The organism is Paractinoplanes rishiriensis (genome assembly GCF_016862375.1).
GTDB classification, from domain to species: Bacteria; Actinomycetota; Actinomycetes; order Mycobacteriales; family Micromonosporaceae; genus Actinoplanes; species Actinoplanes rishiriensis.
In genome coordinates this window covers 115,754-129,499 of the sequence record NZ_BOMV01000078.1, presented here as the reverse complement: position 1 = coordinate 129,499, position 13,746 = coordinate 115,754, and the positions used below count along the sequence as shown (strand labels likewise).

The 13,746-nt window shown below is 70.8% G+C and carries 12 protein-coding genes; 5 read left to right on the top strand and 7 right to left on the bottom strand.

Annotation, left to right across the window (positions count from 1 at the left end):
• Nucleotides 1–57 precede the first annotated feature (57 nt).
• Nucleotides 58–627 carry an RNA polymerase sigma factor gene (locus Ari01nite_RS37340; RefSeq protein WP_203787313.1) on the bottom strand — a complete coding sequence of 190 codons (570 nt, stop codon included), beginning with the start codon at nucleotides 625–627 and terminating at the stop codon, nucleotides 58–60.
• Between the two features lie 15 nt (nucleotides 628–642).
• A complete protein-coding gene (locus Ari01nite_RS37335) occupies nucleotides 643–3,237 on the bottom strand; it encodes a CHAT domain-containing protein (protein ID WP_203787311.1) in 2,595 nt (864 codons plus the stop codon).
• A gap of 132 nt (nucleotides 3,238–3,369) precedes the next feature.
• On the opposite strand from Ari01nite_RS37335, the gene Ari01nite_RS37330 reads away from it, so the two are divergent.
• Nucleotides 3,370–4,044, top strand: a complete 675-nt coding sequence (locus tag Ari01nite_RS37330; protein WP_203787309.1) for a calcium-binding protein — start codon at nucleotides 3,370–3,372, stop codon at nucleotides 4,042–4,044.
• Nucleotides 4,045–4,294: 250 nt separating this feature from the next.
• Here Ari01nite_RS37330 and Ari01nite_RS37325 read toward each other — a convergent pair whose 3' ends face one another.
• Both Ari01nite_RS37325 and Ari01nite_RS37320 read right to left on the bottom strand, forming a co-directional pair.
• Entirely contained in the window at nucleotides 4,295–4,963 is a 669-nt protein-coding gene (locus tag Ari01nite_RS37325; RefSeq protein WP_203787307.1) for a response regulator, read from the bottom strand.
• On the bottom strand, nucleotides 4,960–6,162 hold the full coding sequence (locus tag Ari01nite_RS37320; RefSeq protein WP_203787305.1) for a sensor histidine kinase: 1,203 nt from the start codon (nucleotides 6,160–6,162) through the stop codon (nucleotides 4,960–4,962). The genes Ari01nite_RS37325 and Ari01nite_RS37320 overlap by 4 nt, the downstream gene beginning before the upstream one ends.
• A 180-nt stretch (nucleotides 6,163–6,342) precedes the next feature.
• Here Ari01nite_RS37320 and Ari01nite_RS37315 point away from each other — a divergent pair, with 180 nt between their 5' ends.
• Complete coding sequence (locus tag Ari01nite_RS37315; protein ID WP_203787304.1) at nucleotides 6,343–7,128, top strand: hypothetical protein; 786 nt, start codon at nucleotides 6,343–6,345, stop codon at nucleotides 7,126–7,128.
• A gap of 21 nt (nucleotides 7,129–7,149) precedes the next feature.
• Here Ari01nite_RS37315 and Ari01nite_RS37310 read toward each other — a convergent pair whose 3' ends face one another.
• Nucleotides 7,150–8,034 (bottom strand): LysR family transcriptional regulator, encoded by an 885-nt coding sequence (locus Ari01nite_RS37310; RefSeq protein ID WP_203787302.1) that lies wholly within the window; start codon nucleotides 8,032–8,034, stop codon nucleotides 7,150–7,152.
• 68 nt (nucleotides 8,035–8,102) lie between these two features.
• Here Ari01nite_RS37310 and Ari01nite_RS37305 point away from each other — a divergent pair, with 68 nt between their 5' ends.
• The gene (locus Ari01nite_RS37305; RefSeq protein ID WP_203787300.1) at nucleotides 8,103–8,627 is read left to right on the top strand and encodes a hypothetical protein; all 525 of its coding nucleotides are present in this window, start codon (nucleotides 8,103–8,105) and stop codon (nucleotides 8,625–8,627) included.
• On the opposite strand, the gene Ari01nite_RS37300 is transcribed toward Ari01nite_RS37305, so the two are convergent.
• On the bottom strand, nucleotides 8,628–9,782 hold the full coding sequence (locus Ari01nite_RS37300) for a winged helix DNA-binding domain-containing protein (protein ID WP_203787298.1): 1,155 nt from the start codon (nucleotides 9,780–9,782) through the stop codon (nucleotides 8,628–8,630).
• 209 nt (nucleotides 9,783–9,991) lie between these two features.
• Here Ari01nite_RS37300 and Ari01nite_RS37295 point away from each other — a divergent pair, with 209 nt between their 5' ends.
• Nucleotides 9,992–10,942, top strand: coding sequence for a sulfotransferase domain-containing protein (locus tag Ari01nite_RS37295; RefSeq protein WP_203787295.1), 951 nt, complete (start codon nucleotides 9,992–9,994; stop codon nucleotides 10,940–10,942).
• A 683-nt stretch (nucleotides 10,943–11,625) separates the two neighbouring features.
• Here the strand turns inward: Ari01nite_RS37295 and Ari01nite_RS37290 are convergent.
• Nucleotides 11,626–11,949, bottom strand: coding sequence for an RICIN domain-containing protein (locus Ari01nite_RS37290; RefSeq protein WP_239163340.1), 324 nt, complete (start codon nucleotides 11,947–11,949; stop codon nucleotides 11,626–11,628).
• A 144-nt stretch (nucleotides 11,950–12,093) separates the two neighbouring features.
• Here Ari01nite_RS37290 and Ari01nite_RS37285 point away from each other — a divergent pair, with 144 nt between their 5' ends.
• Nucleotides 12,094–13,713 carry a cellulose-binding domain-containing protein gene (locus Ari01nite_RS37285; protein ID WP_203787293.1) on the top strand — a complete coding sequence of 540 codons (1,620 nt, stop codon included), beginning with the start codon at nucleotides 12,094–12,096 and terminating at the stop codon, nucleotides 13,711–13,713.
• Nucleotides 13,714–13,746: the final 33 nt, after the last annotated feature.

Below are 13,746 nucleotides of genomic sequence, written 5' to 3'. Positions count from 1 at the left end.
GTGGCTGTCGGATAACAGGACCCGCCAGTGGCTCGATGGATACGTCCAGGACCCGGCTCATCGCTCGAACCCCGGCGGTAGGTGGGTGCGCAGCCGTTCCAGGCAGCGCCGGCGGGTCGGTCCGAGCGCGCCGCGTGGCCGACCCAGCGCCGCGGCGATCTCGTCGTAGCTCAGCGCCGGCTCGGCGATCAGCAGCCGGAGCAGCTGCTGGCACTCGGCGCCCAGGTGCGCGAACGCGTACCGGATCGCATCGGCCCGCTCGTCGCGCAGCAGCCGGCTGTCCACCCCCGCGTCGTCGGCCGGCGAGTCCAGGGAGAGTTCGGCCGGTATCTCCCGGCGCCGGGTGATCCGGTTGCGGGCCTCGTTGCGCACCACGGTCGCCAGCCACCCGCCGACCGCGTCCGGATCGCGGATCCGGTCGACCCGTTCCAGCAGCCGCAGCCAGGCGGTCTGCACAAGATCCTCGGCGGTGGACGGGTCCAGCGCGAACGACCGGGCCACCGCGTACAGCCGAGCCGAATACCTGCCGACCAGCGTGGACCACGCCGTACGGGCCGGCTCGCCCCCGGCCGCCACGCTGGCCAGCAGATCGGCGTCGGTGCGGTCCTCGGCCGCGTTGATCTCCACAGACGCGTGGCTCCCTTACGTCGTTCCGAAGCAGGACAGATAAGCGGCCGCGTCGTCCTCGGCCGCCAGCTCGGCGAGCGCGGATGCCGGGGACGCGCCGGCCGCGACCCGGGCGTGCAGGGCGGCCATCATAGCGGCGGTGCGAGGGGTATCGGGCAGGGCGCAGACCGCCGCGACGAGGCGCCGGGTGCCGTGCACCAAGAGGGCGGTGGCCAGCCCCAGGAGGGCATCGCCGGCGCGCACGCCGACTCCGGTGTGACAGCCCGAGAGGACCACGAGCGGTGGGGTGCGGGGCAATCTTTCCAGGTCGTACGCGTAAAGCGGCCCGTCGCTGAGCTCCAGCGCCGACCACAGGGGATTGTCGTGCCGGACCACGCCGTGGCAGGCGAGATGCGCGACCCGGGCGGTGGAGATCGCGGCGAGGACGGCGGAGGTGGTGGCGGAGGCGCCGGTCAGCAGCGTTGCCTGTGGATAGTGACCGGCCACGGCGGCGGCCTCCCGGTCGGCCTCGGCCAGATGCGGCCCGCTGACCGCGATCACGCCACCGTCGTCGTCAGCCGCCTTTTCGGCGTGGTACCACCAGGTGACCGAGGGGGCCAGAGCCACCGGTTTCCGCTCCAGGCAGGGCAAAAGATGCCACGGTACGGCGTGCAGCGCGGCCGGGACGACCAGGACCAGCGGCCCGTCCCCGGTCAGCAGCGGAGACACCGCCCGGTCGATCATCAGGGTGGCCCGGCGCAGCAGATCACGCCGGCTGTCGTGGCAGCGGAGGGCCGAGGTGATGGCGGCGGCTGCGCTGTAGACGATGCTGGCCGGCCCGAGGGTGGCAACGTGCGGCCGGCGGTCGTCGATCCGGACGCCGACCAGTTGCCCGTCGATCTCGGCGATGGAGATCAGGGTCCGGCCGCGCAGTTGGCAGCGCAGGTCGGCGACGCCGGGTTCTTCGCCTTGCGGTTTGTCGCGTGCGGCTGTCGCCCGCAGCTGGCGGCGGTGGACGGCGTGTTCCAGCTCACGTTGGCGCCGCAACAGGTCGGCGGTGTCCGCGCCGGCCGACTCGCGCTCCCGGAGCCGGGACACCACGGCTCGCAAGGCGGCCAGGTCGGCGGCCAGTTCGGGCTGCTCGGGCGGACGACTCGGCAGCCAGAGCGTGGCGCCGGCCCGGGCCTGCTCCATCCGCCGCAGCAGGGCGGCCGGCGACCGGTGCTGCATGGCGAGGCGAAGGCCGAGCGAAGTCAGATGAGCCGCGTGCACGGCAACCGAGGCGCGCGCGTCGGTGGCGGCCAGAGTAGCCCGGTGCCGATGCAGATGAGCGAGACCGGCCCGGATGCGCCGAGCCGCCGCGTTCCGGTCACCGACGAGCAGCGCACACCGGGCTCCGGCGTAAGAGGCCAGCATCCGAACCTCAAGAATCCCTAGCCGCCCGGATCGCTTCGCACACTCCGCCGACAGAGCGGCGGCGAGCTCCCGGTCCCCGGCTTCGCAGGCAGCGACCGCGGCGAGGCCGTAGGCGGTGGCGGCTCCGCGGGCGTTGCCTCCCGCGTCGAGTTCGGCCCCGAGAGCCCGCAGCTCGTGCACCGCTCCGGCGCCTGTGCCTCCTCCCGCTGCCCTTCGCGCACCCGCACCTGCGTTGATCGTTCCGGCGGCGGCGCGGAGGACCTCCAGGCGGGCGGTGCGTTCCCAGCCGACCGAACCCTGTTTGGCAAACGAGGCGCGGGCCCGCTCGGCGTATCGGGTGGCGGCGGTGTGGTCACCGTCGAGTTGGGCGGCGCGGGCGCACAGCAGCCAGGTTTCGGCGGCGTGGCCCTGGTTGCCGGCGGCGGTGAGGCGTTCGGCGGTGGCGACAGCCAGGTCGGTGGCGGGGCCGCCCAGGCCGGCGGCGAGCAGCACCTCGATCCGGTCCACGTCGACCTCCAGCGCGGCGTGTCCCAGTTTGTGGAAGAGTTCGGCCGCGCGGTCCAGGTGCGACAGCGCGCGGGGCAGATCGCCGCGCCGGGCGTGCGCCCACCCGAGGCCGTGCTCGGTTTCGGCGACGCCGAAGGGTTGCTCCTCGGCCTCGAACAGAGCGGCCGCCTCGGTGTAGTCGCTGACCGCGCCGTCGCAGTCGCCCAGGTTGATCAGCAGGACGCCGCGGTTGACCAGCACCTTGGCGATGTCGGTGCGCAGGTCGAGGGCTCGCAACGCGGGTAGCACGGCCTCGAATCCGGCGAGAGCGGCTTTGTGGTCGCCGACGCGCTGGTGGATGACGCACCGCTGCAGCGCCGCGTACGCCCGCAAGGTGGCCGAACCGATCCGATGTGCCTGATCCAGATGGCCGAAGGCGTCGGCCGGACGGCCGGCGAAAACCAGCGCGAGAGCCAGTCCGATGTGCGCGTCGGCGGTGACATCGTCGTCGCCGCCGTCCTGTGCGGCGGCGATGGCACGGGTCAGGTCGGTGACGGCCAGGTCGATCTGGCCCAGGTAGCGGCGGGCCCGGCCGCGAACCGCCAGCACCCGGCCGAGCGCCGTCGCGTCGCCGGCTTGCCGGGCCGCGTCCACGAGCGCGCCGGCGGCGTCGGCCACTGCGCTCGGGTCGCGGTTGAGCTCCGCCCGGAGGCGCTCGATGGGGTCCATCGCGGAATTGTCGTATCCCGCGGCCGCGTACTGGGTCATCTGTTTGGCGCCAACGGGGCGCCTGCCAACAAGGAGACAGTCACGAACCCGACTCGTGGCCCCTGGTCTCCCGCCCAGACAAGGGAGAAATGCATGTTCCGAACCAAGGCCGCCGGCGCGGCCGCCGTCCTGATCGGTATGACCTCGGCCCTGGTAGCCGCGTCCGCCTCACCGGCGTTCGCGGCCGGCCCGTGCGAGCCGCAGGGCCCAGGCATCACCGTCAACCTGAGCGGCGCCGTGAACCCGCCGCCCCCGATCGTCGGCACCCCGTTCGACGACACTCTGATCGGTTCCCCGTTCGCCGACACCATCGTGGGTGGCGGCGGCAACGACCTGATCATCGGCAACGGCGGCGGCGACACCATCTGGGGCGACAACATTGCCGGCCAGGTGCCCGGCGAGGACATCGTCAACGGCTCCGACGGCGCCGACCTGATCGACGGCAACGGCTGCGACGACGTCCTGTCCGGCGACGACGGCCCCGACACCATCACCGGAAGCCAGGGCAACGACACCGTCAACGGCGGCAACGACAACGACGCCCTGACCGGCGCCGACGGCAACGACACCGTCAACGGCAACTACGGCAACGACAACCAAAACGGAGGCCCGGGCGTAGACCTGCTCCAGGGCGGCCCGAACAACGACTTCCTCGACGGCGGCCCCGGCCCCGACGACCTGATCGGCCAGGCCGGAGTCGACACAGCCGACGACCCACTAGGCGCCAACACGTGTGCCGCGTCCACCGAAATCATCATCGCCTGCTGATCTCCTTCCATTCGCCTCTCCTTCCATTCGCTGGCCCGTCCCGGGAGCCCACTGTGGCGCCTCCGGGGCGGGCCAGCCGGTGCCACTCACGGTCCGCAGCAATCCCGCCAGCGTGGTGTCGCTGCCGTTAGGCGACCGCGTGCCGCGCGTCCAGCGCCGCCCGTGCCGGCTGCGCCGCACGCAGCCGCCTGCGCTGACCGCGCCAACCGCTGGCGCCCAGCGTGGCCGGCCACTGGGCGTCGGCGGGCGGTCAGGGGGTTGGGGTGCCGACCAGGCCGGTGCCGTAGGCGGCGATCACCAGTTGGGCGCGGTCGCGGGCGTTGAGTTTGGACAGGAGGTGGGTGATGTGGGACTTCACGGTGCCGACCGTCAAATGGAGGATGTCGGCTATTTCGGTGTTCGACAGGCCCTGGCCGACCAGGGCGAGGACGTCGCGTTCGCGGGTGGTGACGCCGTCGAGGTTGCGGGGGACCGGTGAGCGGGCGGGGCGACGGACGAACTCGGCGATCAGCCGGCGGGTCGCCGACGGCGCGAGCAGCGCCTCGCCGGAGGCCACCACCCGGATGGCGGCCAGCAGCTCGGGCGCGGTCGAGTCCTTGAGCAGGTAGCCGCTGGCGCCGGCCCGCAGCGCGGCGTAGACGTACTCGTCCAGGTCGAACGTGGTCAAGATGAGCACATGGACACCGGCGGTCTGTTCGGTGTTGCAGATCTGCCGGGTCGCCTCGATGCCGTCCGTGCCGGGCATGCGCACATCCATCAGAACCACGTCGGGCATGGTTTCGCGAGCCCGCTCCACCGCAACGGCGCCGTTGCCCGCCTCGCCCACGGTGACCATGCCGGGCGTGTTGTCGACGAGCAGGCGGAAGCTGTCCCGTACCAGCACCTCGTCCTCAGCGATCAGGACGCGGATCTCACTCATTGCGGCAACCCGGATGGCTCGAACGGCAGGCGCGCCGCGACGCGGAAGCCGTCATCGGGAATCGGCCCGGCGTGGAACGAACCCCCGTACAACATCACCCGCTCGCGCATCCCGATCAGCCCGTAGCCGCCGCCGGCGGGCACCCGTGAGCGGCGCAGCGGTCCGGGGTTGGTTATCTCGATGGTTACCTCCTGGTGGTGGACTTCCACGGCGACCCGGCATCGCGTGGCGGTCGTGTGGGCGAGAACGTTGGTCAGCCCTTCCTGCACGATCCGGTAGACCGTCGGGCCCAGCACGGCCGGAAGCGGAGCGTCGCCGACGAGGGCGAGGTCGACCTCGACGCCTGCCGACCCGATGCGGTCGGCCAGCTCGCGCAGGTCGGCCAGGCCGGTGGGAAGCAGGTCGGGGTGGTGCTGGTCGGAGTCGGTGCGTAGCCCGCCGAGCACCCGGCGGATCTCGGCGAGCGTGGTGCGGCTGGTGTGCTCGATCGCGGCCAGCGCGGCGCGCGCCTCGTCCGGTTGGGCGTCGGCGACGTGGTTGGCCACCGTGGCCTTGACGGCGATCAGGCTCATGCTGTGCCCGATGACGTCGTGCAGCTCGCGGGAGATCCGCAGGCGTTCCTCGACCACGGCGGCATGCGCGATCTCGCGGGCCAGCCTCGCGCTGGTGACCCGCCGCGCACGCACCAGTAGCCCGGCCGCCCACGCGATGACCATTGCCACCGAGATGGTCCCGATCTCGACGGGCCAGTACGGCGGAAGCTCGCTTACCGCCGGCGCCGGCGGCAACGTGGGCAACACGTCGCGGTAGAAGAACAGGATGGCGGCGCAGGCGGCGACGGCGCAGCCGGCCAGGGCAGCCGCCGACCGGCCGGGCGAGATGGTGCAGGCGACCAGGTAAAGAACCAGCACGGTCGGCATGAAGGACAGAACGATCATGCCAGCCGCCACGGCCCCGAGCACCGTGGCCAGCACGGCGACCGCACCGGCAGCCGCCAGAGCGGGCAGCGGCCATCGCCGGCGAACCACGACCGGCCCGGACAGTGCCGCCCCGACCAGCCACGCCGACCATGACGGCCACGGCGACGCGGGGCCGGGCGGGTCGACGATCGCCCAGCCGATCAGCAGCGTGAACACGACGGCGACCGCCACGTCCACGAGTGCCCGGCGACCGCCGAGCCGGCGCGCTGCTGAATTCATGCGGAGAAACGTATCGGCGTGGGCGACGGGTGGCATCAGACCAGGGTCTGAACTCTCGGCTCTGACCGTGGTTAGAGATTGGCGCCCACAACTCACGACCACAGCCAGACGCGCCGCAACCGCCCCCGGCCGCACGATGTCCGCACCACCGCGACACATCGCAGAAAGGCAGGCGGACCGATGCCGACCAGATGGCGCACGACGATCGCCCACCGGCGCGCCGAGAATGCCGGAGCCGCCGCTCACCGGGGTGTCGCCTACCCCGGCCGCTGGGTTGCGGGGCTGGCCGCGGTGTTCGGCCCGCTGCTCATTCTCACCGGAGTGCTGCTGCGCATCCGCTATCACTTCTTCTTCCCCGACCAGCTGGCGGCCTATGAGAAGCAGCCCGGACTCATCACGGCCTCGTACGCGTGCTTCGCCAGTGGGACGGTGCTGCTGTGGCCGGCCGTCCTGGCGCTGGCTCACCGGATCGGTGCCACTCACCCCGGGTGGGCGCTGTGGGGTGGCTGCCTGGTCATGTTCGGGCTGTTCACCCGCACATTTCACTTCGGCACCGACCACCTGGCCTTCCACCTGGTCGACAGCCAGGGCGTGCCGGCCGCGGTCGCCGCCGTCGACCACTACTACCTGGCCTGGCGGGACGTGGGCTGGCACCCGTTCCGCATGTTGGCCGGCACGATTGTGGCGGGCTGGGTGGTGCTGGCCATCGGCGCCTACCGTTCCGGGGCGTTGGGGCCGCTTCGTGCCGTCAGCCTGGGCACGGTCTCGATGCTCGCGCTGGGCACCCTCAAGGGCACCCAGATCCCGCAGTCGCTGATCGCAGCGGCGGCGTTGTGCGTCGTCTTCGTGCCGCTCGGTGTCGCCGTGCTGCGCGACGGCCCTCGACCGAGCAACCGCGCGCTGTTCTGGATCGCCGTCCTGATCCCACTGTTCGTGCTCGGCCAGTTCTACGCGCCGCGAGGTTGAGCGATGGACAAGCGTCCGGTTCTACGTCGGGTGGCGGTCGGTTGGGCTGATTCGGTTGAGGAGGCCGGCTACGCGAGGGTCGGACAGGGCATCTGGCTGGTGGACCGCGTGATAGGTGACCTCGGGCAGGTCGGTGACGGGGCGGGCGACCAGGCCGGCCGGGGGTGGGACGCAGCCGTTGACCACTGCCAGGCCGACGCCCAGGGCCACGAAGTGGGTGATCAGGGGCCAGCCTTCGGCCTCCACCGCCACGGTCCAGTCTGCGCGCGCGGTCCGTAGGGCCTGTTCGAGCAGGACGCGGTGTGGGCGGTGCTGGGGTGGCACCACCAGGCGTTCGCCGGCGAGGTCGCGGATGCGCACGGTGCGGCGGGTGGCCAGGCGATGGTCGTCGGGCAGGAGCAGCACCTGGGGGAAGGTGGCCAGTTCCACGGCGGTCAGGTCGTCGGGGAGGACGTCGAGGACGCTCACCCCCAGGTGAGCCTGGCCGGTGCGGACCGTCGCGAGCATCTGGCGGTGGTCGCAGTTGATGAGGCGGAGGCGGGTTGGTTCCTCGGCCAGCATGGTTCGGATCGTGTCGCCCAGGAGGTAGAGGTAGGCGCCCTGGCCGGCGGCCAGCACCACCGGGCGATGGGCGGGGGCGCCGGCGAAGTCGGCGAGGAACTGGGTCAGCCGTTCGTCGTGGGCGCGGGCGAAACGGGCCACCGCTTCGCCGTCGGGTGTGAGCAGCAGTCGGCGGCCGGTGCGGTGGTAGAGGGGGCGGCCCAGGGTGGTGCTCAGTTTGCGGATCTTTACGTGCAGGGAGGGTTGGGAGATGTGCAGTTCCGTGGCGGCGCGGGTGAAGTTGAGGTGCTCGGCGAAGACGGCGAAGGAAGCCAGGGCATCGGCGGAGACTGCACGCTCGTCCATAGGGGATAACTATAGCTGCGTCATTATCGATAGTTCTGCTTTAGTATCCTGGTCGCCAGGCTGGAGGCATGGAAACACAAGGTTCGCGGCTCGGGGTCGACATCGGCCGGGTCATCATCGGCGGCGGTGGTCCCGGTGGCGGCGACACGCAGTTCTTCAGTGGGGACACGGCGCGGATGCTGGCCACGCCGGCCGTGCCGGGGGCGTTCGCGGCGTTGGCTCGCCTGGTGCCGCGGTTCGAGCAGGTTTGGCTGGTCTCCAAGTGCGGGGAGCGGGTTCAGCGGCACACCCGGCAGTGGCTCGATCACCACGACTTCGCGGGGCGCACGGGGATTCCGCGGGACAACATCCGGTTCTGCCTCCGGCGGCCGGACAAGGCCCTGCACTGCGCGGACCTGGGTATCACCCACTTCATCGACGACAAGCTCGACGTGCACCAGGCGCTACGGGACGTCGTGCCGCACCGGTACCTGTTCGGGCCGCAGCGCAGCCGGCCGCCGGCCTGGGTTCAGCACACCGAGACCTGGGCCGCGGTGGAGGCGGCGATAGCCCGCAGCCTCGGACCCGCGGTGGTCCGGCACGTGGTCGGCTGATCAGGCGTATTCCACCTGGTGCTGCTTGCCGGGAGACAGAAACTCGAGCAGGGCGGCTCCCTCGAGCTCGACCTGGTCGCGCTCGGTCGCCGTGAGCTGCCGGAAGGGGCGCACCGTCAGGGTGCCGGCGGCGACCTTCCAGGTGGCGGCCACGAATCCGTCCAGTAGCAGCGAGCGGGGCTGTTCCATGTTCTTGCCGCCGAAGCCCTGGGTTGTGTAGTCCACGTCGCCGACTACGCGGCTTCGGTCGTCGTGGGAGAGGAGGAGATTGTCGAAGTCGTAGAGGAACCGGGGCGGTGCCGGCGTCTCGGGGTCGGGCCGGGGTGCGTCCGGCAGATCGAACAGCTCGCGGCCCTGGTCGTCGCGGAAGGTGAGCAGGCCGGGGCGCAGGCGGTCGACGACCTCGGCCAGGCGGGTCAGACCGCTCCACTGCTGGCAGTCGCGCACGGTTGCCGGGCCGAAGGCGGCCAGATAGCGCAGCACCAGCCGGTCCGCCAACTCCGGTGTGACCGGGGACAGGGCGCCGGGGAACGGCAGGTGTGCGGCCCGCCCGCTTCGGCCCCACAGGCCGCGCGGCGGAGCCTGGACCAGTGGCATCCACGCCCGCGCCGCCTGGCCCAGTGTCGCGGGCAGGACTGCCGGCCAGTGGTTGAGCAGGCGCCGGCCCAGTTCGGTGCCGGTCAGCGGGCCGTCGGCGGCGAAGGCGGCGTCGGCGGCCTTGACGAGTTCGGCGCGGTCGACGCCGGTCAGCTCGCGGCCGAAGGCGCCCATGGTGCTGCGCAGGATCACCGGGTCGACGAGGGGGCGCAGCCAGGCCGCGTCGTCGGCGGTCACCAGGTGGACGGTCGAGCGCATCAGGGCCATCCGGACCAGGGCGCCGTCGGCCAGCAGGCGTGAGGTCCCGCCGGGGGAGTAGGCGGCCAGGCGGCTCCACAGGCCCACGTACCAGGTCTGCGGGGTCTGCGCCTGGAGGCCGCCGAGCCTTGTCACGGCCTCGGGCGCGTCGAGCGTGGCCCGCTCGAGCAGCATCTGGCGGGCGAGGGTGGCGCGGTTGAGGGCCTGCCTGCTGAGGGCCTGCCTGCTGGGGACCGGTCCGACGCCGGCCCGCCTGCTGGGGGCTTGCTCGTTGGGGGCCTGCCCACTGGGGAGAGTCATACCGGTCACGCTAGAGGGGATTGCGGTCAGTTCCTGACCGCTGGCGCGAGGGTAACCGCACAAATCCGGTATGCATTACCAATTTGCGCGGTTTACCGTCAAAGACATATCCTTCGCACTCCCGCGGCTTTTGCATGCCCGCGTTTATTGGCGTGCGCTGGGTGCGGGGTGAACGAAGGGTGCACGGGTCAAGGGCAGGGGTTTGAACGATGTTCAACCGTACTCTGATGTTCGCCAAGCAACATACCCCGAATTCCGTTCGCGTGAAGGCTCGTCGCGTTCTGCATGAGGCGCACAACACCCGGGTGCGGCTGACGACGCCGGTGGTTTCGCGGTGCGAATTTCAGAATATCTATCACTGTGCGGTTCGTAAGACGGCCAGCCAGTGGATCAAGGCCCTGTTCAGCGATCCGATCGTGTACAAGTACTCGGGGCTGCTGACCTATGACCCGCGCTACTACGGCTGGCGCGACCCGCGGGTGTGCCCGCCGGACCGGATCGCGCTCTCGCTGTACTTCCACCGGTCACGCTTCGACAAGACGCCCAAGCCGGAAAAGCACCGCGCATTCTTCGTGCTTCGCGACCCGCGGGACATGCTCGTCTCCAACTACTTCTCGACCAAGAAATCGCACACCCCGATGGGGGACGTTCTCGAGGTCCGGAGAATTCTTCAGGAAAAGCCGAAGAAGGACGGCCTGCTCTACCTGATCGAAAACTTGGAGAAGAAGGGTACGTTCAAGGCGCTCCGATCCTGGGCCGTCGCGCCGCCGTCGGAAGCGGTCAAGCTGTTCAAATACGAGGACCTGACCGGCGCCGGGCAGGACGCGGAGGTGGAACGCCTCATGCGGCACTGCGGGATCCACATTCCGCCGGACGAGATGGCGACGCTGCTGGGCCGGTACAGCTTCGCGCGGATGAACGACCGCAACGCGGCCGGCGCGGTGTCGCACTACCGCAAGGGTGAGGCCGGCGACTGGCGCAACCACTTCGACGACGACATCGCGGCGGCCTTCGACGCCGCGACCGGCGACTTGGTGACGCTGCTCGGCTACCACACCGCCACCGAACACCGGCCCGGCGCGGCGCCGCTGATCAAGGGCCAGGCGGGTCCGGCCGACCGGGACGAGTCGCTGCTGAAGGGCGACGCCAACTCGCGGTGACCGGACGGCCACCAGCACCAGCGGCCGGAATGCGGCGTGGGCGGCTCGGGTCTACGGTCAGGTCCGGAACGACGACACCAGGGCGCGCGGCCGGCATGCTGGCCCGGTACGCGGTCATGGCCGTCGTGAAGTCTTCCTGATCGCCCGCGAATGCCTCGGCGAACTTCTTGGTCGCCACCGGGTCGGTGGAAAGTGCCTGGTTCGCCGTGTCGACCCGGGCCTGGAGCACGGCGTTCCGGATCTGGCCGACGGCCCGGATGCTCGTCACGTTGCTCTGGTAGATGAGGCGCTGCTCAGCGCGCTCAACCCCATGATGCCGACGACCAGGGCCACCAGGGCGGCGGTCGCCACCGCGGCGAGCACCTTGGCGTTGACGCTCAGGTCGGCGAGGGACGACCGGCGGGTTCGCGCACCCGATTCCGTTCCGCCCCGGCCGTCAAGGTAACCGCACTCATAGCTGCCCCGTCCCGATGTGATCCGCTTCGTCCCTCACTTTGCGAGTGCCGGGCGGGCGAACGGTTTCGTTCGGCGAAATCGAGAAACGGTCAGATGTCGGAAATATCCGGGCGGGCGGGGAGGAGCGGGTGGGAAGGCGGCCCGGTGCCCTGGTGCGTGCACATCCAGGGCACCGGCGTGGGGTGCCGGCCGGACTGTCGCCGGCACCCCACGGATCAGGGGCGGGTTTACAGGCCGATGCTGGCCTGGGGTCCCGCGTGGGTGCGCAGCATGGCGGGGATGTCGGCTGCGGGGTGCGTGTTGCCGCTGACCGGGGCGTTCTGCACCAGCTGGGTGCCGTCGGTGGCGTCCGGGAGTTCGAGCACCTTGCCGCTGTGCGCCGACCTGATCTGGTAGTAGCCGCTGCCGGCGTCCACGAAGCGCCACTGCTGGGCGGCCCGGTCGATCGTCGCCGCACGCGACGTCGTGACCGCGACCGTGATGGCGGCGGGTGTCGCGACCGCGGCCACGACGACCGGCGCGACCCGCCGCCCGAAGCGTGCTGGTTCCACTCGGGGTCCCTTCAAAGCTGATGTACGGGGGTAGACCCGGCCGCCCCGGGCCGCATGACAGAAATCCATCAACAAATCTGAATTTCTTGTCAGGCCGGCGGCGATCGTGGCGTCTACCCAGGTACCAGCCCAGAAAGGAACACCATGTCGAACCCACGGCGCCGCAAGGCGCTACTGGTCGCCACGGTCACGGCCGCATCTCTCGCGGCCGGCATCGTGGTGACCGCGACGGCGGCGCAGGCCGCGGTCGGTTGCCGGGTCACCTACGAGGTCGGGTCGCAGTGGCCCGGCGGATTCTCGGCCAGCGTCGGGCTCACCAACCTCGGCGACCCGCTGCCCGGCTGGACGGTCTCCTGGACGTTCGGCGCCGGGCAGACCGTCAGCCAGGGGTGGAACGCCGCGTTCACGCAGAGCGGCAGCACCGTGCAGGCCGGGAACGTGAGCTGGAACGGCAACCTGGCCACCGGCGCGTCGGCGTCGTTCGGCTTCAACGGCAGCTGGACCGGCAGCAACCCGGTGCCGACGAACTTCGCGGTGAACGGCGTCGCCTGTAACGGAGTCGTGGAGCCGACGACCCCGCCCACGACGGGGCCGACGACCCCGCCCACCACGCCGCCGACGACCCCGCCCACCACGCCGCCGACGACTCCACCCACCACGCCGCCGACGACCGGGCCGACAACGCCACCGCCGGCCAGCAACGCCCTTTATGTCTCACCGAACGGCAGCGCCAGCGCGGCCGGCACCGAGGCGGCCCCCACCACGCTGACCTCGGCGATCACCCGGATCCCGGCCGGCGGCACGATCTACATGCGGGCCGGCACCTACTCGTTCTCCTCCACTGTCACCATCGCCCCGGGCAACAACGGCACCTCGAGCGCCCGCAAGAAGATCTCGGCGTACCCGAACGAACGTCCGGTCTTGAACTTCTCGGGCCAGGCCGAGGACACCGCCGCTCGCGGGCTCGCGCTGAACGGCAACTACTGGCACATCTACGGCCTCGTGGTGGAGCGCGCCGGGGACAACGGCATCTTCATCGGCGGCAGCAACAACATCGTCGAGCGTACGGTCACCCGCTTCAACCGGGACAGCGGCCTGCAGATCTCCCGGATCGCCTCGGACACCCCGAACAGCAACTGGCCCGCCAACAACCTGATCCTCACCTCGGAGTCGCACGACAACGCCGACTCGGACGGCGAGGACGCCGACGGCTTCGCGGCCAAGCTCACCTCCGGACCGGGCAACGTGTTCCGCTACACCGTCGCGCACCACAACATCGACGACGGCTGGGACCTCTACACCAAGTCCGACACCGGCCCGATCGGCGTGGTCACCATCGAGGACTCGCTGGCCTACAACAACGGCACCCTCTCCGACGGCAGCCAGGCCGGCGCGGGCGACCGCAACGGCTACAAGCTGGGCGGCGAGGACATCGGGGTGAACCACACGATCCGCCGGAACATCGCCTACCGGAACGGCAAGCACGGGTTCACCTACAACCGGAACCTGGGCACGATCGCCATGTCGGACAACGTGAGCGTCGACAACACCGAGCGGAACTTCAACTTCGACGGCGGCACGTCGGTGTTCCGCAACAACACGTCGTGCCGGTCCGGCAGCGGCACCAACGACCGGATCGTCGGCAGTTCGGACAGCTCGAACCAGTTCTGGAACGGCTCGAACGGTTCCCGGTGCTCGTCGTACGCGGGCACTTTGCGGTGGTCTTTCGCCTCGGACGGCCGCCTCGTGGTGACCTTCGGCTGACCGCAAGGTTGCCGGCCCTCAAGGTTGCCGGCC

Excerpts from the sequence above, each read along its gene's own strand:
- Ari01nite_RS37335 (WP_203787311.1), bottom strand. The coding sequence starts at position 3,237 with ATGGACCCCATCGAGCGCCTCCGGGCGGAGCTCAACCGCGACCCGAGC.
- Ari01nite_RS37330 (WP_203787309.1), top strand. The coding sequence starts at position 3,370 with ATGTTCCGAACCAAGGCCGCCGGCGCGGCCGCCGTCCTGATCGGTATG.
- Ari01nite_RS37325 (WP_203787307.1), bottom strand. The coding sequence starts at position 4,963 with ATGAGTGAGATCCGCGTCCTGATCGCTGAGGACGAGGTGCTGGTACGG.
- Ari01nite_RS37320 (WP_203787305.1), bottom strand. The coding sequence starts at position 6,162 with ATGAATTCAGCAGCGCGCCGGCTCGGCGGTCGCCGGGCACTCGTGGAC.
- Ari01nite_RS37315 (WP_203787304.1), top strand. The coding sequence starts at position 6,343 with ATGCCGACCAGATGGCGCACGACGATCGCCCACCGGCGCGCCGAGAAT.
- Ari01nite_RS37310 (WP_203787302.1), bottom strand. The coding sequence starts at position 8,034 with ATGGACGAGCGTGCAGTCTCCGCCGATGCCCTGGCTTCCTTCGCCGTC.
- Ari01nite_RS37305 (WP_203787300.1), top strand. The coding sequence starts at position 8,103 with ATGGAAACACAAGGTTCGCGGCTCGGGGTCGACATCGGCCGGGTCATC.
- Ari01nite_RS37300 (WP_203787298.1), bottom strand. The coding sequence starts at position 9,782 with ATGACTCTCCCCAGTGGGCAGGCCCCCAACGAGCAAGCCCCCAGCAGG.
- Ari01nite_RS37295 (WP_203787295.1), top strand. The coding sequence starts at position 9,992 with ATGTTCAACCGTACTCTGATGTTCGCCAAGCAACATACCCCGAATTCC.
- Ari01nite_RS37285 (WP_203787293.1), top strand. The coding sequence starts at position 12,094 with ATGTCGAACCCACGGCGCCGCAAGGCGCTACTGGTCGCCACGGTCACG.